This window comes from Microbulbifer maximicatervae (SeqCode), assembly GCF_052467325.1.
This window is the reverse complement of sequence record NZ_CP174310.1, coordinates 1,003,768-1,025,092: the sequence shown is the minus strand read 5'-3', so window position 1 is coordinate 1,025,092 and position 21,325 is coordinate 1,003,768. Positions and strand designations below refer to the sequence as shown.

Annotated in this window: 18 protein-coding genes; 3 read left to right on the top strand and 15 right to left on the bottom strand. The window is 50.2% G+C overall.

What is annotated here, in order from left to right; genetic code table 11:
- Nucleotides 1-3 precede the first annotated feature (3 nt).
- From ACJJIE_RS04935 to ACJJIE_RS04925, 3 genes are all read right to left on the bottom strand, one after another.
- Nucleotides 4-915 (bottom strand): right-handed parallel beta-helix repeat-containing protein, encoded by a 912-nt coding sequence (locus ACJJIE_RS04935; RefSeq protein ID WP_444893756.1) that lies wholly within the window; start codon nucleotides 913-915, stop codon nucleotides 4-6.
- 267 nt (nucleotides 916-1,182) lie between these two features.
- A complete protein-coding gene (locus tag ACJJIE_RS04930; protein WP_444893755.1) occupies nucleotides 1,183-1,785 on the bottom strand; it encodes a nitroreductase family protein in 603 nt (200 codons plus the stop codon).
- A gap of 118 nt (nucleotides 1,786-1,903) precedes the next feature.
- Entirely contained in the window at nucleotides 1,904-2,809 is a 906-nt protein-coding gene (locus ACJJIE_RS04925) for a LysR family transcriptional regulator (RefSeq protein ID WP_444893754.1), read from the bottom strand.
- A 103-nt stretch (nucleotides 2,810-2,912) separates the two neighbouring features.
- On the opposite strand from ACJJIE_RS04925, the gene ACJJIE_RS04920 reads away from it, so the two are divergent.
- The gene (locus ACJJIE_RS04920; protein WP_444893753.1) at nucleotides 2,913-3,845 is read left to right on the top strand and encodes a DMT family transporter; all 933 of its coding nucleotides are present in this window, start codon (nucleotides 2,913-2,915) and stop codon (nucleotides 3,843-3,845) included.
- A gap of 58 nt (nucleotides 3,846-3,903) precedes the next feature.
- Here ACJJIE_RS04920 and ACJJIE_RS04915 read toward each other — a convergent pair whose 3' ends face one another.
- The gene (locus ACJJIE_RS04915; protein WP_444893752.1) at nucleotides 3,904-4,149 is read right to left on the bottom strand and encodes a DUF2164 domain-containing protein; all 246 of its coding nucleotides are present in this window, start codon (nucleotides 4,147-4,149) and stop codon (nucleotides 3,904-3,906) included.
- 99 nt (nucleotides 4,150-4,248) lie between these two features.
- On the opposite strand from ACJJIE_RS04915, the gene ACJJIE_RS04910 reads away from it, so the two are divergent.
- Nucleotides 4,249-4,899, top strand: coding sequence for a DUF4349 domain-containing protein (locus tag ACJJIE_RS04910; RefSeq protein WP_444894750.1), 651 nt, complete (start codon nucleotides 4,249-4,251; stop codon nucleotides 4,897-4,899).
- 142 nt (nucleotides 4,900-5,041) lie between these two features.
- Here ACJJIE_RS04910 and ACJJIE_RS04905 read toward each other — a convergent pair whose 3' ends face one another.
- The 6 genes from ACJJIE_RS04905 to ACJJIE_RS04880 all read right to left on the bottom strand — a co-directional run bounded on the left by ACJJIE_RS04905 (nucleotide 5,042) and on the right by ACJJIE_RS04880 (nucleotide 14,987).
- Complete coding sequence (locus ACJJIE_RS04905; protein ID WP_444893751.1) at nucleotides 5,042-7,678, bottom strand: TonB-dependent receptor; 2,637 nt, start codon at nucleotides 7,676-7,678, stop codon at nucleotides 5,042-5,044.
- 625 nt (nucleotides 7,679-8,303) lie between these two features.
- Complete coding sequence (gene prpF / locus ACJJIE_RS04900; RefSeq protein WP_444893750.1) at nucleotides 8,304-9,482, bottom strand: 2-methylaconitate cis-trans isomerase PrpF; 1,179 nt, start codon at nucleotides 9,480-9,482, stop codon at nucleotides 8,304-8,306.
- Nucleotides 9,483-9,485: 3 nt separating this feature from the next.
- Nucleotides 9,486-12,083: a Fe/S-dependent 2-methylisocitrate dehydratase AcnD gene (gene acnD / locus ACJJIE_RS04895; RefSeq protein WP_444893749.1), complete on the bottom strand. Its 2,598-nt coding sequence runs from the start codon at nucleotides 12,081-12,083 to the stop codon at nucleotides 9,486-9,488.
- 126 nt (nucleotides 12,084-12,209) lie between these two features.
- Complete coding sequence (gene prpC, locus ACJJIE_RS04890) at nucleotides 12,210-13,337, bottom strand: bifunctional 2-methylcitrate synthase/citrate synthase (protein WP_444893748.1); 1,128 nt, start codon at nucleotides 13,335-13,337, stop codon at nucleotides 12,210-12,212.
- 87 nt (nucleotides 13,338-13,424) lie between these two features.
- Nucleotides 13,425-14,303: a methylisocitrate lyase gene (gene prpB, locus ACJJIE_RS04885; RefSeq protein WP_282932634.1), complete on the bottom strand. Its 879-nt coding sequence runs from the start codon at nucleotides 14,301-14,303 to the stop codon at nucleotides 13,425-13,427.
- Between the two features lie 3 nt (nucleotides 14,304-14,306).
- Nucleotides 14,307-14,987 (bottom strand): GntR family transcriptional regulator, encoded by a 681-nt coding sequence (locus ACJJIE_RS04880; RefSeq protein ID WP_282932633.1) that lies wholly within the window; start codon nucleotides 14,985-14,987, stop codon nucleotides 14,307-14,309.
- A gap of 312 nt (nucleotides 14,988-15,299) precedes the next feature.
- Here ACJJIE_RS04880 and ACJJIE_RS04875 point away from each other — a divergent pair, with 312 nt between their 5' ends.
- Entirely contained in the window at nucleotides 15,300-15,824 is a 525-nt protein-coding gene (locus ACJJIE_RS04875) for a DUF2062 domain-containing protein (protein WP_444893747.1), read from the top strand.
- Here ACJJIE_RS04875 and ACJJIE_RS04870 read toward each other — a convergent pair.
- From ACJJIE_RS04870 to ACJJIE_RS04850, 5 genes are all read right to left on the bottom strand, one after another.
- Nucleotides 15,821-16,192 carry a hypothetical protein gene (locus tag ACJJIE_RS04870; RefSeq protein ID WP_444893746.1) on the bottom strand — a complete coding sequence of 124 codons (372 nt, stop codon included), beginning with the start codon at nucleotides 16,190-16,192 and terminating at the stop codon, nucleotides 15,821-15,823. The two genes, ACJJIE_RS04875 and ACJJIE_RS04870, sit on opposite strands and share 4 nt — an antisense overlap.
- Nucleotides 16,193-16,242: 50 nt before the next feature.
- Nucleotides 16,243-17,502 (bottom strand): lipoprotein-releasing ABC transporter permease subunit, encoded by a 1,260-nt coding sequence (locus ACJJIE_RS04865; protein ID WP_444893745.1) that lies wholly within the window; start codon nucleotides 17,500-17,502, stop codon nucleotides 16,243-16,245.
- The gene (gene lolD, locus ACJJIE_RS04860; RefSeq protein ID WP_282932629.1) at nucleotides 17,495-18,247 is read right to left on the bottom strand and encodes a lipoprotein-releasing ABC transporter ATP-binding protein LolD; all 753 of its coding nucleotides are present in this window, start codon (nucleotides 18,245-18,247) and stop codon (nucleotides 17,495-17,497) included. Before lolD ends, ACJJIE_RS04865 begins: the two co-directional genes overlap by 8 nt.
- 61 nt (nucleotides 18,248-18,308) lie before the next feature.
- Entirely contained in the window at nucleotides 18,309-19,550 is a 1,242-nt protein-coding gene (locus tag ACJJIE_RS04855) for a lipoprotein-releasing ABC transporter permease subunit (RefSeq protein WP_444893744.1), read from the bottom strand.
- A gap of 51 nt (nucleotides 19,551-19,601) precedes the next feature.
- Entirely contained in the window at nucleotides 19,602-21,236 is a 1,635-nt protein-coding gene (locus ACJJIE_RS04850) for an alpha/beta hydrolase (RefSeq protein ID WP_444893743.1), read from the bottom strand.
- Nucleotides 21,237-21,325: the final 89 nt, after the last annotated feature.

Below are 21,325 nucleotides of genomic sequence, written 5' to 3'. Positions count from 1 at the left end.
AACTTAATCCAAACAGGCAGGTTCTGCTGTTACATGAGTATTGCCAATCCAGGTATTACTTCCACTACAGGTTGGATCGCTAGGATCACGTAAATCAAATGCAGAATTATCAAGCGATGTATTCCCTACCACCACATTATTCTCATTATTGAATCCAGCGATATTGATACCGGCTGTATCAGGCGAGCCACTTGTCCCATTTTCCATTACTATATTTTGTATTATAGAAGTACTTGATACATCCACATTGAGTTCAATCCCATTACTCGCACTGCCGGTAACAAAGTTTTGAATAACTGTTGTGTTACTTTCATTAATATCAATTCCGTTATCACCATCAGTACTGCCGACAACAGTATTTAGCTGAACCAGTGTAAACACACCATTTACCGTAATTCCCTGATCACCGGCTGATTCAATATAATTATTGATAATTTGGTTTCGATCGCCTCTAACATCTATACCATCATCATTGCCAGTATCAATAATTTGATTCCCAACAATATTATTGGAGTCACTATCAATAACAATTCCCTCTCGTGGAGAGTTTAATATCATAATTCCATCTATGGTATGAAATCCATCTCCCTCCAGGTTTAAACCATCTGGGCAGTCGGTTATCGTCCCACCATAAACGGCACCAGATAATCCATTAACCAAAATTCCAGCAATACCTTCTAGATTTGGGTTGTCACAAATAATTTCCCCGCCCTCTGCCATCGTAAGGCTTCCACCGGGTCCAGTTACTGTTACCGCATAGGGATTCGCCAGGCTCAGTTCACAATTTAGCGTTTCCGACAGGGTTTCAGCTGTTGTTATAACATCGCCACAATCAACAGCCATAACTAGTGGTGATGAGAACAAAGTAGCACTTGTGACGAAAGCTGTGACTAACTTGTGGTAACAGGTGTTCATGGCAGGTCCCTCTCATTGATATAAGAAAATTGTAGGCATAAGCCACACTTCACGTTTCCAATATCAATGAAAAGAATTTATTCTGAGCCTAACAGGGCTTTCATTATATTGCTCTATCTCCCATCTATTGTTTGAGCTAGGCAAGCATAACGAAACTTTGATAACGCCAGTAAATAGACACTGTAATTGCCTTTACAATTTACCCAATTAATCCTTGAGGCCTACTAAAAGAACCTCAATAGCGATTCACCCCTATTTATCGTCTCCTTAAAAGCTATTCTCGAACAGGACGTCATTTATCGACAGCTGTCCACCACGCCCATTCGCAACTTTTGCCGCTTTTCCAATCACTATCATCATCCCGATCAAATAACCTTCGGGCAAATTGATCAGCTCAGCGACTCTCTCTGGGTCAAACCCAACCATTGCACCTGTGTCATATCCCATCGACTTTGCCGCTAACATCATGGTTTGTGCTGCCAATCCGCAGCTTCTAATAGCCTCGTCCCGCTGTAGTTGCTGCTTACCCTTGTAGAACTCAGTTAGCATTGGCACTAACACATCCCTAGCCTCTTTCGGCGCTTCGGCCCAGTACCGCTCCGGCCGATCGCTCCAGGCATTAATATCTGCACAAAGTATGACCAACTCAGAAGCATCTTCTACTTGCTGCTGTCCCCAGGCTGCATCTTTAAGCCGGCTACGGAGGGAAATGTCAGTGATGCGCAGGAAGCGCCAGTGCTGGATATTGTAAGAAGTCGGCGACAACATAGTCGCCTGGACCAGACGGGTGAAGTCCTCGGCAGGCATCTCTGCAGTGATATCGAAATGCTTAACCGAGCGGCGGGATTCAACAGCTTTAAACAATTCCATAAGTTTCTCTCTGACTATCGTTCGTTGATTGAATGTCGATGAGAAGAAGCTTATTGGGTTTCCTTATCGTTGATAATGGGGTTCGACGGAGACTTACTGTTGACGAAAGGTTAACAGTTTACTGATCCCAGTAAGGTGTATCGCCGCCAAAGTACTCTATTGCAAAGTCTATAAAGGCGCGGACTTTGGCTGGCATAAACTGCCGCTCAGGGAAAACCGCGTAGATAGACTTGGCAGGCATCTGGTACTCCTCAAATAGAGGAATTAGCTTTCCAGCCTCAATATCTGGTCCTGCCACGAAGGTGGGTAAGCGGCCTATCCCTACACCCTGAAGAAGAGCTTCCCTCAGTGCCTCGCTATTATTTACTTGATAGTTACCCTTCACTTCGATGGTATGTAAGTGATTGTCTTTGATAAAACCCCACTCTTTCACATCCCTGGAATAAGTAAAAATCAGGCAATTATGGGCACTCAACTGTTCCAGTTCTGTGGGCTCTCCAAATTCCTTCAAGTAGGCTGGTGACGCACAAAGTACACTTTTCAGGGGTGCAAGTTTGCGGGCAATCAGGCTGGTATCGGGAAGGTCACCTCCGCGAATAGCGATATCAAAGCCCTCCCCCACTAAATCGACAACTTTATCGTCCAGTACCATGTCGATACTAATCTCGGGGTAACGCTTCATAAATACGGGAATTAAGGGAGCCAGATGCAATCTACCAAAGGACATAGGAGCATTGATCCGCAAGCGCCCCCGAGGCTCCCCCTGTAGCTGCAGAACTGCGTCTTGTGCATCTTTGGCCGATTTATAAGCAATGCGTGCGTGCTCATAAAAATGCTCCCCGGCCTCCGTTAGGCTCAACTTTCGCGTAGTTCTGTGCAAAAGCTTCACCCCAAGTTGCAGCTCCAACTGGGTAACCCGCTTGCTTACCGCTGATTTTGAGATGCCAAGTAACTTTGCCGCCGGGGAAAAGCCACCGGTTTCTGCCACAGTCACAAATATTGGAATCGCTGCAATTGTCTCCATAAGCGACTGTTTCCTTCTCCTCAACAGTGAGTGTCTATAATTCTGGATTATCAGTTTACCAGAAACGACTTACACTTATCTCTCGCTAATAGAGGGAAGAAGCATGAGTGAGCTTACCAGGGGCATAACCCCATCAACTACAAGCCCCAACACTTCGCTCTGGTGGGTTCACTGCCTGATGATACTTTGTACACTACTGGTCGCTGGATCATTTCCAGTTGGGGAATTAATCGCCGATTCACTCCCGGCGGATTCCATGATGTTGATTCGATTCTTAATTGCGGCGGGACTATTTGCACCCTTCATATTTTTAAAGCACGGGATTCAGCTTCCAGAACCCAAAAAACTGCTGGGGTATGCTCTACTCAGCATCCCATTGGTTATCTTTTTCTGGTGTATGTTTGAAGCACTCAAATACACCACCGCAGTGAATACCGGCGCTCTTTTTACAACCGTTCCGGCGATGACTGCCATCTTTACTTTGATCATCAATGGCGAGCGAAGCAGCACCCGAAAAGTTATCGGCCTAACCCTTGGGACTCTGGGTGCAGCCTGGATTGTATTCAAGGGGAGTATCTCAACAGCGATAACGCTAGACCTAAACAAAGGGGATTGGATATTCACCCTAGGTGCTATATCACTCAGTTTATATAACCCGCTTATCAAGAAGGTTCACTCAGGGGAGCCTACAGAGGTTATGACGTTCTGGGTTATTCTATTTGGCGCGCTCTGGTTACTATTGCTCTCTTTTCCAAATTTGAACCAGATAGAATGGCGAAATATACCCACAGAGACTTACGGCGGACTATTCTATTTAGCCTTATTCTCAACTTTGATTAGTTTTTTCTTGCTGCAATTCAGCACATTAAGGATCGGGGCAACTAAGGTTGCAGCATATAGTTTCTTGAATCCGATATTTGTACTAATAGTGGCCATAGTATTGGAAATGGCAAACTTTAATATCAGCTTCATACCTGGAATAGTGCTGGTTTTTGCAGCCATGCTATTTATCCAGGCAGAAAAACCTAAGGAGTAATATCTCTGAACAGCTTATAAGAGATAGAATCGCACTGCCATCAACAGGTGCAGTAATTCTAGTCGACAGGCTTTTCTATCTCATAAATTGCATCAGAAATATCCTCCAACTTAGAGGACACTATTACCTGAGCATCATGTAAACCCTGATTATAAAATCCGGCCCCCATCTCCTTTGCAAGGAAATCAATAAAGAACTCCGCTTCAAAACCGCCAACTTCCAGCTCAAATTCTTTAGACAAATAACCCCTAACCTTTTCGATTAGCTCTGATTTCCGTCTTTCTTCCAGCTCTATTGTAGACATTATCTATTTTCCACTAATACACAGATTCAGAACAAACACTCAGACTCGTAGGAGAATAACACAAATCTTGAGTCTCCTTAATGAAGCCCAAATGAGCAGATTGCTTACGAACATTACTTAACAGCTCAACTACCTACTAAAGAGATTAAATCTGTATGCCACAAACTCCAATTACTCTGCCAGCAAGAGATGGAGAAAGAAAGCACAATATTGCATTCTAGTCTCAGTAATGATGAAAAGCCCTACGGAAGGATCCACTTTAGAATCCACCCCAACGGGGTCGACAAAATCATTGATCTGGCATCAGAGCAAGGAGGAGTGATACAGCGAGAAACCAAAGCAGAAGATTTACAAGATGTCATTATCGACAACCAAAAGCGCCTTGAAATGTTACTCCAGTATCAGTCGAGGCTTGTAGAGCTGGAACAAAAATCTGCCAGTGACATCGATACTCTAATCAAGGTTGCTGAAAAGTTAGCATCGGTACAATCTGATATTGAGTATTTACAGGGGAAAAAAGCTAAACTGCTCAAGCGAACTCAGATGGATGCGGTTCAAATTGAGTTACACTCAAAATCCTACACTTCTTTCTGGGCCCCCATATCAGACTCCCTATCTCATTTTGGTGAAAACTTGTCTGACGGGCTATCTGAGGCAATCACTGCAATCGCATACCTTTTACCTTGGACTCTTATCACCCTATTTTTATTTTATATGATTCGCATAATTTGGCGTAAAACCAGAGCCTAGCTACTCACATAATTCCAAGATACTTGTATGTCTTAACAGGGCTAAAGAACTCGTAAGAAGCTTTGACACCACAGGCGAGATATAAAAAAAGCCGGACCATTTAAAATGATCCGGCTTTTTATTATGGAGTAGCAGTAACTACTTAGAAGTTGTAGTTAAAGCGCACACCGTAGCTCATTGGAGTAGAGAATGGTCCGGATACCAGGCCATCACTTCCATCTGCGTAGTACGGAACAACTTCGTCAGTCAGGTTGTTACCATAGGCTTCAACATTCCACTGATCGTCTGGGCTTACGTACTTCACGGAAGCATTGACCATCCAGAATGCATCACGGCTATCGTCATAGGCCGAAGTATCACCAACCGGGAACTCATGCTTATCAACGTTCCAGTAGGTCAAGTAAGACTCGTCTTCCCAGTGAATACCAACAAACGGAATAATTGCACCACCGTGAGCCAGCTCAAAGGTGTGATCGTAATTGATGGTGAAGCTGAATTCCGGTGATACCGGCAGCTCATTACCCTTCAAGTTACGGTATAGCTCCTCGTTACTATTGTCGTGAGCTGCACCCCAGTCATCAATTTCAAACAAAGATTGGTTATTGAAGTTCCAGCGGTTCCAGAAATCAGAGGTAATTTCTGTTTTCATCCAAGTGGCAAAACCACTAATTCTGCCATTCGGATAGGGAGCCCAGTCAAACTCAAACTCCATACCCATTATTTCTGCTCTAGCAGCATTTTTTGTCAGATAGATAACATAGGGCTCAGTAGTGATATCACCCGTCAAGTTACCTTCGTCATCCCGCTCCTCAACATAGTAAGTATACGCAGTATCCGGTGCGGCAAGCTGCATATCTTTATATTGAGAGAAGAAGAAAGTATTAGCCAGATTTAAGCGGCCATCAAGGAAGGTACCTTTAGCACCAAATTCCCAGGTAACAACCGATTCTTCATCGTAGTTGGTATCGTAGGTTCCAGCTACTACTCGATTGCCATCCTCATCATAAATATACTCAGCGGTATCTGGGTCTTGCTCGTATTGATAAATAACGTCACCCAAACCACCAGACTTAAATCCAGTTGCAACATAGGCATAAAGCATAACGTCATCAGTCAGATCGTAATCCAAGCCGATACGATAATCTGTATTGCTCCATGTACCACTAGTATCATTGTAGGTGTCTACAGTGTAGATCGAGTCGTCTGCAAAGTAACCTGTTGAGAGAGTATTAAAGGTAGCTTGATCATAGGCCGGGAAGCAGCCATATTCATCAGCGCCCCATTCTATGGACCAATCGCGGGTACAGCTTAAATTGTTACCGCCCTCATCGCTCTTCTTATCCTGAGTGTAGCGTCCACCCAGTGTTAGGTGGATTGTATCGGTAAGACTGTAAGTTGCCTGAGCAAATGCGCCACTAGCCTCAACCGTTCTATCTGGCTGGCGCCAGAAAACGGCATTATCCAGTGAAGCCAAGAAGTAACCATTGAGGTCATTGGTCTCATGGAAATAGAACAGGCCAGTGATCCACTGGAGCGGAGCATCATCGGTAGATTGGAGCTGCAGCTCGTGGGAGTATGAAACATTTTCTGCATCAGTGATGCTCATGCTCATGTCCCAGGTATTTCGACCTGCATCAACATCGATCAGGTTACTGCGGTTTTGTACTGCATAGCCAGTGTTGTACACAAATGCCATGCTATCGCTAAAGTCCCAACGGAAGTTAGAACGGAATGCACTCATGGTGAGATCAAGTTCACCAGGAACATTCACTGCTACCGTATATTCATCTGCACCGGAACCGTAATAAGTTTCGCAATTTACACCATCATCGCGCTCATCAGCTTTATCACAGTCAATGGTATTAATACCACCGGCACTTTTGTCCTCATAATGCTCAACTACGGCATACCAGGAAATATCTTCACTTGGTTCCCACAGGGCACCAATACGTACGGCTTGCTGGTCAACATTCCCGTAGAAGTCATCTGCATCAGCCCTTACCAGGGAAACATCCTCAGATGCCCACCAGTTTCCATTTTGGGTAAAAGTGCGTTCTGCATCGTCGGAAAGAGTAGATGCACCAAGGCTATCAGCATCAATATAACGATTGTCGTACTGGTTAGCATCGTAATAACCAGTCAGGTAGGAATCACGAGTTTCATCCATAAAGGATGCGCGAAGTGCGAAGGTGTCAGAAACCGGGATATTGATAACACCCTTAACCAGCTCTTGATTCCAGCGGCCAAGTTCAACACCGACAGAACCTTCAAATTCGTCAATTACCGGTCTTTTGGAGATAACGTTGATGGCACCTACTGTGGAGTTGCGTCCATATAGAGTACCCTGCGGCCCTCGCATGGCTTCAACCCTTTCGGAGTCAAACATCATTGCCATTGCGGACTGCGGACGTGCAGAGTAAATACCGTCAAAGTGCAGGCCTACCGCCGGATCGCCAAGTTCACTGGTATTAGTAGAGCGCACGCCGCGCATAGAAATTACTGGGGAGGACTGGGAGGCATCGTAGCCAATATCCACGTTGGGGATAGTGTTGCCCAGATCTTTTACATTCTTAATACCCTGGCGATCAAGCTCTTCTTGCGTAAATGCACTGATCGCTACGGGGGTATCCATCAAATTGGTTTCGCGCTTGGTTGCGGTAACCGTTACTTCTTCCAGCGCCCAATCGTCATCCTGTTGGCTATCTTCCTGAGCCCAAGCCGACACTACCGCGACATTTGCCATTGCAATTGCAAAGGTAAGTGGTTTTTTAATTCTCATTGATGTCTCTCCAATCTGCTGCAAAAGGAAAGCCACATTTATTTTTTAATGAATGGCCATCCCATAGGGCCGTCGGCAGTACGGCGGCTAGGCTAAAATCTCAAAAAGAAGGGACGTTAGAAACTCAGATACGATAGAGCGGATCGCGACTAGGACAAAGAGGACTAGTTCACAATTTGTTGTCACTAGTTGCGACCAGCAAGTCAAATAAGTACCGAAACCGTAGGATTCATACACCAGCTTTCTACGAATATTGGGAGTTTTTTAGAGAATATCTGCTTGCTTACCCAACGCCTCGCATCCCAACAGCAGGCCTTAAATATACGTACGCTGAGCAATAAAGGCTATATCTAAACAGACCTAGATGTGACTATTAAGGCAAGCCCTGTCTCACAATGATAAAAATACAGTTTTTTCCGAGATAAAAAACTACCTAAAAACATAGGAGAACCGAAAGAAAAGTTGCTGTCAGAATACCTGAAATTTATATTTTCCTATAAAGCTAAATATATGCGGAATATAAAATTTGATTGGAGTAAAAATTTAAAACCGATTCCCAATCAATTTTTAGAGAAGGAAAATAAAAAGGGGCCCAAAGGCCCCCTATAAAGAAATCACTAAAGCCCTATAAGCTATCGCCAGGTATTCGCACCCAACCTTCCATTAGGATTCGGGCGCTGCGACTCATAATGGCCTTGGTAGCTGTCCACTGACCATCGACCTCTTTGGCTTGAGCACCCACACGTAAGGTACCCGATGGGTGACCGAAGCAAACAGAGTTGCGTTCTCCCCCGCCAGCTGCAAGGTTAACCAAAGTGCCCGGGATCGCTGCAGCGGTGCCAATGGCTACTGCTGCCGTGCCCATCATGGCGTGGTGCAACTTGCCCATAGATAAGGCACGCACGAGGAGGTCGACCTCAGAAGATGCCACTGCCTTGCCACTGGATGCAGTGTAATCCTGCGGTTTAGCGACAAAAGCAACCTTAGGGGTATGGTGGCGATTGGCAGCTTCTTCAATGGTAGAAACCAATCCCATCTTTACCGCACCGTGAACGCGAATGCTCTCAAACATCGCCAGCGCTTTGCTGTCACCGTTGATCGCCTCCTGCAATTCCGTGCCGGTGTAGCCAATATCTTCTGCATTGACGAAAATCGTCGGAATGCCAGCATTGATCATGGTGGCCTTGAGCACACCTACATCGGGCACTTCTAATTCATCGACCAGGTTAGCGGTAGGAAACATGGCACCCTCACCGTCGGCAGGGTCCATAAATTCCACTTCCACTTCAGCCGCCGGAAAAGTCACTCCGTCCAGTTCAAAGTCCCCGGTTTCCTGAACTTCACCATTGGTCATAGGTACATGGGCAACAATGGTCTTGCCAATATTGGCCTGCCAGATACGCACGGTGCAGATGCCATTTTCTGGCACTCTGGCGGGCTCTACAAAACCGCTATTGATCGCAAAGGCACCCACAGCGGCGGTTAGATTTCCGCAGTTACCACTCCAATCAACAAACGGCTTATCGATAGAAACCTGGCCAAACAGGTAGTTCACATCGTGATCGGCTTTATCGCTGGGCGACAAGATTACCGTTTTGCTGGTGCTTGAAGTAGCGCCACCCATACCGTCAGTTTGCTTACCGTATGGATCCGGGCTGCCAATCACGCGTAGCAGCATATTGTCACGGGCCTGCCCCGGCACTTGTGCAGCTTCGGGCAGATCTTGTAAGCGGAAGAAAACACCCTTGCTGGTTCCCCCGCGCATATAAGTCGCGGGGATTTTTATTTGAGGAGCAAACTTCATAACTCAGGCCGTCACTTCTGCTTCGAGGAAGTCTTTGGCAAAGCGCTGCAAAACACCCCCAGCCTCATAAATGGAAACTTCTTCTGCGGTATCCAGACGACAGGTAACAGGAGCCTCAATCGTCTCACCATTAGCACGGTGGATAAGCAAGGTCAGCGTGGCATGGGGAGTGCGCTCACCGATTACGTCGAAACTCTCGGTACCGTCGATACCCAGGGTTTCACGGGTAGTGCCCGGCTTAAACTCCAGCGGCAATACACCCATACCGATCAGGTTGGTGCGGTGAATTCGCTCGAAGCCTTCGGCCACAATCGCTTCCACACCCGCAAGGCGCACACCTTTCGCAGCCCAGTCACGGGAGGAGCCCTGCCCATAATCGGCACCCGCAATGATAATCAGAGGCTGCTTCCGATCCATATAGGTCTCGATGGCTTCCCACATGCGGGTAATCTGCCCTTCCGGTTCGACACGAGCCAGGGAGCCCTGACGGACCTCGCCGTTATCATCGCGCACCATTTCGTTGAGTAGCTTCGGGTTGGCGAAAGTTGCACGCTGGGCAGTGAGGTGGTCGCCACGGTGGGTCGCGTAGGAGTTAAAGTCCTCCTCCGGCAAGCCCATCTTCGCTAGGTATTCACCGGCAGCACTGCTGGCCAGAATGGCATTGGACGGAGACAAGTGGTCGGTAGTGATATTGTCACCCAGCACCGCCAGCGGGCGCATGCCCTTCAAGCTGCGCTCGCCTGCAAGGGCACCTTCCCAATAAGGTGGGCGGCGGATATAGGTACTCATCGGGCGCCAGTCGTAGAGTGCGTGGCCCTGCTCTTCTGCGGCATCCCGCTCTTCAAACATGGGAATATACACATCGCGGAACTGCTGTGGCTTCACGCTCTGACGTACGATCGCATCGATCTCTTCATCGCTGGGCCAGATATCTTTCAGGGTAATCGGGTTGCCATCGGCATCGTATCCCAGCGCATCTTTTTCAATATCGAACCGGATGGTGCCGGCAATAGCGTAGGCAACGACCAGCGGCGGTGAAGCCAGGAAAGCCTGCTTGGCATAGGGGTGGATACGACCGTCGAAGTTGCGGTTTCCGGACAGGACCGCAGTAGCATACAGGTCGCGATCAATCACTTCCTGCTGGATTTTCGGGTCCAGGGCACCGCTCATACCGTTACAGGTGGTGCAGGCGAAAGCCACTACGCCGAAGCCCATCTGCTCCAGATCCGGTAGCAGGTCGGCCTCTTCCAGATACATTTTTACCGTTTTGGAACCCGGTGCCAGGGAGGACTTGACCCAGGGCTTGCGGGTCAGGCCGAGCTTGTTCGCATTGCGGGCAATCAGGCCTGCGGCAATCATATTGCGCGGGTTGCTGGTATTGGTGCAGCTGGTAATCGCGGCAATAATCACAGCACCATCGGGCATCTCACCGGCTTTCTCTTCCCAGGCTTTAGCGATACCGCGACTAGCCAGTTCCGAGGCCGGCAACAGCGCGTGGGGGTTGGAGGGGCCAGCAAGGTTACGACCCACTGTATCCAGGTCAAACTTCAGTACGCGCTCGTATTCGGCATCCTTCAAGGTGTCGGACCAGAGGCCCGTCTCTTTGGCAAACTTCTCTACCAAAGCTACCTGCTCATCATCGCGGCCGGTAAGTTTGAGGTAGTCGATGGTTTGCTCATCGATAGAGAACATGGCCGCAGTAGCGCCATACTCCGGAGTCATATTGGAAATAGTGGCGCGATCGCCCAGGGTCAGGTTGGAAGCCCCCTCACCGTAAAACTCCAGGTAGGCGCCGACCACGCGCTCGCGGCGCAGGAATTCAGTGAGAGCCAATACCAAGTCGGTACCAGTAATACCCGGCTGCAACTTTCCAGTGAGCTCCACTCCAACAATATGCGGCAGACGCATATAAGAGGCGCGGCCAAGCATCACGCTCTCAGCTTCCAGGCCGCCAACACCCACAGAAATCACACCAAGAGCGTCTACCATCGGCGTGTGGCTGTCGGTACCGACACAGGTATCCGGGAAGGCCACGCCCTCGCGCACCTGCACCACCGGAGACATTTTCTCCAGATTGATCTGGTGCATGATGCCGTTACCGGGGGGAATCACATCGACGTTTTCAAATGCGGTTTTGGTCCAGTTGATAAAGTGGAAGCGATCTTCGTTACGACGCTCCTCTACCGCACGATTTTTTTCAAAAGCATCCTTCTCAAATCCGGGGTGCTCTACCGCGAGGGAGTGATCCACAATCAACTGGGTGGGAACAACTGGATTTACCTTGGCGGGATCACCGCCTTTATCGGCAATGGCATCGCGCAGACCGGCCAGGTCTACCAGCGCGGTTTGGCCGAGGATGTCGTGGCACACCACTCGGGCTGGAAACCAAGGGAAGTCCAACTCGCGCTTGCGCTCAATAATCTGTTTCAGGGAGTCGGTCAGTTTTGCCGGCTCGCAGCGACGCACCAGGTTTTCCGCCAGAATACGTGAGGTATACGGCAGTTTGGCATAGGCTCCGGGCTGGATCGCGTCAACAGCGGCTCGGGTATCGAAATAATCGAGGTCTGTACCGGGCAGTGATTTGCGGTAATCAGTATTCATAGCAGGTAAATCAGTCGAATCTTTTTTTTAAATCGTGTCTCTTCTGAGGGTGGCTCCAGGCCACTCACCAAAGGCAATCTGGAGCCGGCACACCGGGTGTGCCTCATTTCAAAAGTGAAATGAAAATTAACCGCGCTCAGCGATTGGAGTTACTGTACGGGGCTCAACACCTACGTACTCTGCACTCGGGCGAATAATGCGGTTATCAGCGCGCTGCTCGAAAACATGTGCAGCCCAGCCGGTAACGCGGGACATTACAAAAATCGGGGTAAACAATTTTGTGGGAATACCCATAAAGTGATACGCGGAAGCGTGGAAAAAGTCTGCATTACAGAACAATTTTTTCTCGCGCCACATCACTTCTTCACAGCGAACAGATACCGGGTACAGCACGGTATCACCAACATCTTCAGCCAACTTTTCAGACCAGTCTTTGATAATCTCATTGCGCGGGTCGGACTCGCGGTAAATGGCGTGGCCGAAGCCCATAATCTTCTCTTTGCGCTCCAGCATGCCCAACAGTTCTTTCTCTGCTTCGTCTGGATTGGCGAAACGCTCGATCAGTTCCATTGCCGCTTCGTTGGCACCACCATGCAGAGGACCACGCAGGGTGCCGATAGCACCGGTGATGCAGCTGAACAGATCGGACAAAGTGGAAGCACAAACGCGAGCGGTAAAAGTAGACGCGTTAAATTCGTGCTCTGCATACAGAATCAGGGAAACGTTCATGACCTGCTCGTGCAGTTCATTGGGCTTCTCATCGCGCAGCATATGCAGGAAGTGGCCGCCAATGCTGTCGTCATCGGTTTCAGTTTCGATGCGCACATTGTCGTGGGTGAAACGGTACCAATAGCAGATTATGGAGGGGAATGCGGCCAGCAGGCGATTGGCTTTTTCCAACTGCTGGGCGAAGGATTCTTCACCTTCCAGGTTACCCAACATGGAACAACCGGTGCGCATTACATCCATTGGATGGGCATCAGCCGGAATGCGCTCAAGCACTTCTTTTAATGCCTGCGGCAGGCCACGCTTGGCTTTCAGCAGCGCCTTGTATTCCGCCAGCTCTCCCTCAGTGGGTAATTCCCCATAGAAAATCAGGTAGGCAACTTCTTCAAACTCACAGTGCTGGGCCAGATCTTTAATATCGTAACCGCGGTAAGTCAGGCCGGAACCGGATTTACCCACTGTGGAAAGTGCAGTTTTACCTGCTACCTGGCCGCGCAGACCAGCACCGCCCAATGCTTTCTCTACCATCTTCTTATTTCCCCTGTTGTATACACATTTGCTGTGTTCATCCAATTGAAAGCGCAGCGCCCGGCTTTCGCACCGGGCAGCTTGTCCCTACTTTGTGAAAAGGTCGTCCAGCTTCTGCTCAAACTCGTGGTAATTCAGGTAATCGTACAGCTCCTCACGGGTCTGCATGGTGTCGACAACCGCTTGCTGATCGCCATTTTGCAGGATGCTGGTATAAACATTTTCCGCCGCGCGGTTCATCGCACGGAACGCCGACAGTGGATACAGTACGATATCTGCGCCCGCTTCGCCCAAATCTTTGGCGTTATACAGCTTGGTTTTACCAAATTCGGTAATATTCGCCAAAATCGGCACATTTAGTGCGTCTTTAAAGGCACGGTAGTGCTCAAGTTCAGTAACCGCTTCCGCGAAAATGCCGTCAGCGCCAGCCTCAATACAAGCCTGGGCGCGTTCAATAGCTGCATCGAGCCCTTCCTGTGCAAAGGCATCGGTGCGAGCCATTACAAAGAAATCGTCATCAGTACGGGCATCTACCGCCGCTTTGATACGGTCGACCATCTCCTGCTTGGAAACAATCTCTTTATTCGGGCGATGGCCACAGCGCTTCTGCGCTACCTGATCTTCGATGTGTACCGCAGCGGCACCTGCGCGGATCATCTCTTTAACGGTGCGGGAAATGTTGAAAGCGCCGCCCCAACCAGTATCGATATCCACTAAAAGCGGCAACTCACTGGCAGCAGTTATGCGGCGCACATCCTCCAGTACATTATCGAGACTGGTCATACCCAAGTCCGGCAGACCGTAGGAGGCGTTGGCAACACCGGCGCCAGACAGGTAAATCGCCTTGTGACCAATACGTTCGGCCATAATGGCGGAATAGGCGTTGATGGTACCAACCACTTGCAGCGGTTGATTCTCGGCGAGTGCAGCGCGGAAACGCGCGCCAGCAGAAGGCTTTTGGCTCATGCTCTACCTCAGTTTCTTTTCAATGTTTATTCTCGAGGCGCGGATATGCCGGCGCATTAACAGCTCCGCCAGCTCACCATCCCCAGCCTCAATGGCCTCAATAATATGGTTGTGCTCGCGGAAAGCCCGTTGGGCCCGGGGACTGGCCATCCCCAACTGGTAGCGATACATACGAACACGGTAATAAAGTCGATTGCACAGGGTATCGATCAGAAGATCATTCTTTGATGCCTGCACGATACGGAAATGAAAATCAAAATCCCCTTCCGGCTGGAAGTACGCCTTACCGGCCTGCAGCTCTTCCTGCTGCTCATGGTGATAGAGCATTTGGCGCAGCTCGACCAGGTCTTCCTCGGTGCGCTGTTCCGCTGCTAGACGGCAAGCCATGCCCTCAAGGGCTTCGCGAACTTCATAGAGTTCCAGTAAGCCGCGCTCACTTAACTCTACAACCCGGGCTCCGACATTGACCTTGCGTTCCAGCAGCCCCAAAGACTCCAGGCGCATCACGGCTTCGCGCAAACTCCCGCGACTGGCATTAAAGCGGCGCGCCAGTTCCGGCTCGCTAATTTTGCTGCCAGAGGCAATTTGCCCCTCCACAATTTCAGCGCGCAAAGTCAGAAATAAGCGTTCAGCAAGGCTTTGGCGTTCCTCTGAAGCTGAACCGGCAGTACCAACTACAGTCATGCAAGACCTGGATTGTCGACAATCTTAATGGGGCATGACATTAAATCACCAGCATTCTCTCGTCAACTGCAGGCATCTACGATTAAACATTAAGGATTGTTGACAATAGGGCAAAATAGGTGACTTTCAACAGAGCAGTAGTCTTGCCATGTTTAAGTGGGCATAATAGCGCCCGCGCCAGATGAGCCTGTTCGACTAACGCGAGCGCTCTATGCTTTATTTGGGGCTTAGGGAAAATCCCACAGATAGAATATCCAGGCCTCGGAACAGCGCTTGTTTTAGGCTGCCACCACCCAGGTTACAGACAGAGTTATGCCGAAGAGTATTATCAGGCGATGGCTGCCAAGCCCCGAAGAAGTTAGAGCCAACAATGGCCTCAAATTTCTGGGGACTCTTCTCCACGACCCCAACCTTTTTCATTTGAACCGACACTCAGTCTCGGTCGCATTTGCGGTTGGCGTATTTACCAGCTTCCTCCCTTTGCCAGGGCAAATGGTTATTGCCGCCCTGCTCGCACTTTGGCTGCGCTGCAATCTACCTTTGTCGATGATTCTTGTATGGATCAGTAACCCGATCACCATGCCGGCTATTTTCTTTAGCACATACAAGCTCGGCGCCTGGGTTCTAGGGGCGCCACCGGTGGATTTCAGCATCGAACTGTCGTGGGAATGGTTGACCAGTGAAGTCGGGAAGATCTGGCTGCCACTATTTACCGGCTCTCTGATTGCCGGGGCATTCTTTGCGACAGTGGCCTATTTTGCCATGCGTGCCCTCTGGCGCTGGCACGTTGTGAAAAGATGGAAATTGCGAATCCAAAGGCGGTCAGTGGTCAGTTAATTTTTCCCACTGCAAACCCTCTGCAGGCACCAACAGGCAAAAGCCCTTGAGGCAATTGCCTGCAATGCCTGCAGGTAATACTCGGTAAGAGCACCTAGCACCAGAGCTGCAATAGCTCCAACAAATAAAGCCTTGCGGGCCACCTTAATTTTGGCAGTAGCCGCAGCCAACGCGGCCGCCCACACCACCATAAACGCTGAAAGTACCGCCCCCAGTGAAACAATCCAAATGGGCCAGATCTCCCACCCCTCTGCGTAGCAAACAGAACCACTACGCATATCAGGCGGACAAAAAACCCTTAGGTACCACCCATCCAGCATCAAGGTAAAACAAGCAGCCAGCACCCAAGCCAAAATTGCGGCGGGCACCGGCAGATATCTTCTAAAAATTGATACCCTACCTAAAAGCCCGGCCCGACTTACTCATTGCGTAAGGCCGCTGCCGGCTGAACCCGACTGGCCTTAAAGGCCGGATACAAAGTTGCCAGCAAGCTAAGCAGAAAGCCCGCCGCCACAACCAGTGCCACGTCTGCCCATACCAACTGGGACGGCAAATAATCCACGGGATAGACATCAGACTTCAGGAACTGGATGCCGAGCATTGACTCCAGCCCCGCTACCAATTTGGTCACCGTCAGCGAGCCTAACACCCCCAACGCACCACCAACTACAGCCCCCACAAGCCCGACCAACGCCCCCTGACTCACAAAAGTCAGCAAAATCTGTCGGGTACTGGCACCCATAGTACGGAGGATGGCGATATCAGTATGCTTATCGATAACCACCATCACCAAAGTGGAAACCACATTAAAAGCGGCAATCGCAATAATCAGGAAAACCAGTAACCCCACCAGGTTGCGGGACATCTGAATAGCCTGGTAGAGATTGCCGTGGGTTCGGCTCCAATCAGTACCGTAGAAATTGCCCCGAGGCAGGTCTTGCAGAAGACGCCGCATAATCCAGTTGGCCTCGAGCATTTCATTGACCCGTAACTGGACCCCTGCCCCACCGCTACCTCCAGCCAGAGCCCTGGCCTGCTGCCAGGCAACCAGGGCGAGAGATTGGTCCAATACGGTGCCAGAATGAAAAACCTGCGCCACTTTAAATCCAGCAACCCTGGCTGCCTTGCGTGCACCGGTGGCACTATCGTTATTTGGCACAATCAGGGAAAGGTAATCACCCGCCTGAACCCCCAACTTTTCAGCGAGCCCTTTACCCAGAACCACACCCGGTTCAGACGGGTCAAGCAAGGCATTGAAGGATGAGGATTCAAGGAAGTCCCCGATATTGGAGACTTCAGTAATTGTCTCCGGGTTGACCCCCTGCACCAACAGCGGCGTCACTTCAGCCCCACGCCTGGCGAGCGCATTGACCTGCCACACTTCTGCCGCGGAGAGAACCGCAGGGTCGGAAACCAATTGTTGGCGCAACTGGGCCCAATCCACATCAGGGCTCCCGTTGTAAATAGTGACATGGGGCATGATTCCCAGGATTCGCTCGCGCAACTCCCGGTCAAAACCATTCATCACCGACATCACCACAATCATCAAGGCAACACCGAGGATCAAACCAATCATCGATAAACCGGAAATGAATGAGACCAAACCGGCCGAATCGTCATTTCTGCGCTGGGCACCGGCATAGCGAAGCCCAATATAGGCGGGAAGAGGCTTAAACATGATCACCCTGGTGCCAGTCAGCAGTCAGCCGCCCATCGATCAGATGCAGACAGCGATCCAGGGCTGCCGCCAGATCCGGGTCATGGGTAACAATCACAAAGCTAATTCCCATCTCCTGATTCAAGCGATCCATCAATTTATGGATCTCTGCCGCCGTAGCCCGATCCAGATTGCCGGTGGGTTCATCCATCAAAACACAGGCAGGCCTTGTCACCAGTGCCCGGGCAATGGCCACCCGCTGCCGTTCACCGCCAGAAAGCTGTGATGGCTTGTGCCCCATGCGCTCACCCAGGCCTACCGCTGTGAGCATCGCCTCGGCCTCTTTGCGGGCTTCGGCAACTGAACGCTTGCCGATCAGTAATGGCATGGCGACATTTTCCAGGGCGGAAAACTCGTTAAGCAAATGATGAAACTGGTATACAAAACCGAGACTGCTATTTCTCAACCAGCCCCGCTCATTGGCGTTGAGTTCAGCGAGATTCTTACCCGCAACCCAGACCTCACCGGAGCTTGGGGTATCGAGGCCACCAAGCAAGTTGAGCAGTGTCGATTTACCAGAGCCAGAAGCGCCGACGATGGCCAATTTCTCGCCCCGCTTTACCTCAAGCTCAACACCACTCAGAACCTCCAGGTCCCGACCTCCCTGGCGATAATGTTTGCGCAATTGCCGACAAGCCAAAACAGCACCATCCGGGGCCGGAGCTGGCTGCGCTTTTTCCGTATCTATTTCCACTCGACTGTTCATCAAACTATTCGCTGTCTCTCAACATCTATAAATCACACCAAAACAGGCCGACTTATATAAATTATTCGTAACGCAAAGCTTCCGCCGGCTCAATCTGTGCCGCTCGCCAGGCAGGAAATATCGTTGCCAGCAGGCTCATACAAATTGCCGCCGCTAACACCACCACCGCATCGCCGACACGGAATTCAGAAGGCAGGTAACTAACAAAGAAAACACGGGGATCAAATATCTTGGCGCCTACCACCGACTCAATCCAGGTCACCATTTCAGTCAGGTTCATCGCTATCACGATACCTAAAACAGCACCGGCGAAAGCGCCGATAATGCCAATGGCACTCCCCTGAATCACAAACACCGCCATAATCTGACGTGAGGTGAGCCCCAATGTTCGCAGCACCGCTATATCGGAGCGCTTATCCGCAACCATCAACACTAATGCGGAGACAATATTAAATGCGGCCACGGCGACAATGATCATCAGCATCAACGTGACAACGGTCTTTTCCATTTTAACTGCCTGGAAAAGACTTCCCTGGGAATCCCCCCAATCTTCACCCTGAAAACCCTCGCCCAGCTCATCTGCATAAACAGAAACAAGCCCCAGCGCATTGTCCATATCGTCAAAGCGCAACTGCAGCCCCTGGACCTTACCCGTCATCCGGGTCAGGCGCGCAGCATCTTCAATATTGATCAGCGCGACATTCTGATCCACCTGCGCACCCACAGAGAAAACACCGGCAACCGTGAAACGCTTTGTTCTGGGGAATATACCAGCGGGGGTCACGCTGACTTCTGGCAGGGTCAGTATTACCGAATCTCCGGGAATCACATTGAGCTGATGGGCAAGGATTCGCCCCAGAACCACCCCGTAACTGCGGGGCTCGAGCAAATCCAGGTTGCCCATCACCATATGCTCACCGACGGTAGAAACCTTGCGCAGCGCTTGCGGTTCCACACCCTGGAACTGGGCACCGTGACTGCTGCCATGAGCACTCAAGAGGGCGTAGCCATTCACAAAAGGGCTGGTCGCTTCGACATGTGGCAGAGCTTCCAACTGCCGTGCAGGTGTTTCCCAGTCCACAAGACCGCCTTCCCGCTCGACAAAGCCGTGAGGTACAACACTTAGTATTCGGGTTTTAAGCTCACGATCGAAGCCGTTCATAACAGAAGCGACAACGATCAACGCAAAAACACCAAGGGCCATCCCCAGTAGAGAAAAGCCATTGATAAAAGAAATAAACTGCTGCCTGCGGCGAGCAGCCACGTAGCGCAGACCAATAAATAGGGGAACAGGTTTTAACATAGGGTTGATTTAAACGGAAAAACGTCAGGAAATCCAAAGATTTAGGCAAGCTTACCGAACGTTGTAAGTCTTGAGCTGAGCCTCCAGACGCTTCAGCGCCTCTTCATCCCACTCCTCTGGCTCCGTTAGAGCGAGCCATGCCAAGGTATATCCCCGCGGGGTATACCGGTGACCAAAAGATAATGGAGCGAGCCCTACATTTAAGTCTGCAAGCAGCTGCAATCCTGTGACCAGCGGGTACCACTCTAGGTCTGGAGACACATCCGGCCCTCTGGGCTGATCCAGCCAGTCGGGCCTTTCCAGCACCCAGCGCACACTGAAAAATACAATGGGATCACTGGCATGCTGAAGAAACGCAATCCTGAACTCCCCCCAAGGCTCACGGCCAATATACCCCCCATATTGATTACCAAAACGCACCACCTCCCCTCCCTTAAACTCTGGTAGCCAAGCTGGAGTGCCCGGATCTCGATTCCTGACAATCCGGCTCCATATGCCGACACCAAGGGGCGGCCCAGCCCAGAGAGCCCCGTCAATTGGGTCATCGATAATGTCATAAAAATCGAAGGAATCTTCAGAGAGCTGGGCGCCAAGACTGAGGCCAAACAAGTAAACTCGGGGGCGCTCATTCTCCGGTAACTCGGCCCAATAGTCATAGACAACTTTAAACAGCACCCTTGCCGACTCGATTCCCTCTAAATCGTCCGCCACCAATGCTATTGGGCTAGGCAGGTAAGAGTACTGTGCCGCAACAATAGCTGTATCACCTCGGTATAGAAACTCTAGGGAATTTACGGCACCCGGATCAACCCAGCCGGCACCCGTTGGAGTTGCCACCAACAGAATCTCACGCCTGAATGCACCTACCCTTTTTAGCTCTTCCAACGCCAACTGAGCGCGCTTTATGGGCGTCGAAGCGCTATCGAGCCCTACGAAAACCCTTATAGGCTGTATTGCGGAACCAGCCACCTCTTGTATCTGCTCCTCTGTCGGCCCAAGCGTTAAGAACCGTCGCCCCTGATTACCAATATCATCCCACTTGATCAGCGAATTGGCGCCGCCAGGAAGGTTGGGGTCCGCCGGTGGGGGAATACTTTGTGCATAAGAATTATCTAGCCGCTGATAGGTCGATGAAATCACATACAATCCTGCTTTCAACAGCACCCCATTAAAAACAGCCCAGTAAAGAAGCACAGCCGCCAACACGCCCACAAGCATCGCCACTCGCTCCGGCACATGCTGCTCCACATAGCGAGTCACCAGGAGGACTATTCGCTGAAACCCTTTTCCTAAGCACCACAACACGAGGAACATGAAGAGCGCAGTCATAGCTACAGTAATCGGTCCTACGGACCCCACCCGCTCCATGCTCATAAGAGCACGGATCGAGTTCTGCCACCTCACTCCCTGCCAAAGAGATAAAAGGATAACCAAGAGACATACAGCCAATACGCTCCGATCAAATAAGCGCCTCTGCCATGGAGAAACCGCCAGATTTGGAATACCCAGATATTTCCAGAGCCAACTAAGAATGACCCCGAAGACATAGCCAACAAAGAACGCTACGCCGGCCAATATTCCTTGCATAAAGTCACTGCGAGGAACAAGGGATGGCGTAAGGGAGAGCGCAAAGCAGATGGAACCAATAAGAAGGCCGAGAATTGAAAAGGTATTAACCAGCCTCATTCTTGTCCGCTCGACAAGCCAAGCATAATAAACAGCCTAGCATAGGCGCCTAGACAACCAGCCAAGTGGTCTTCTGTTCAGCCGCATCA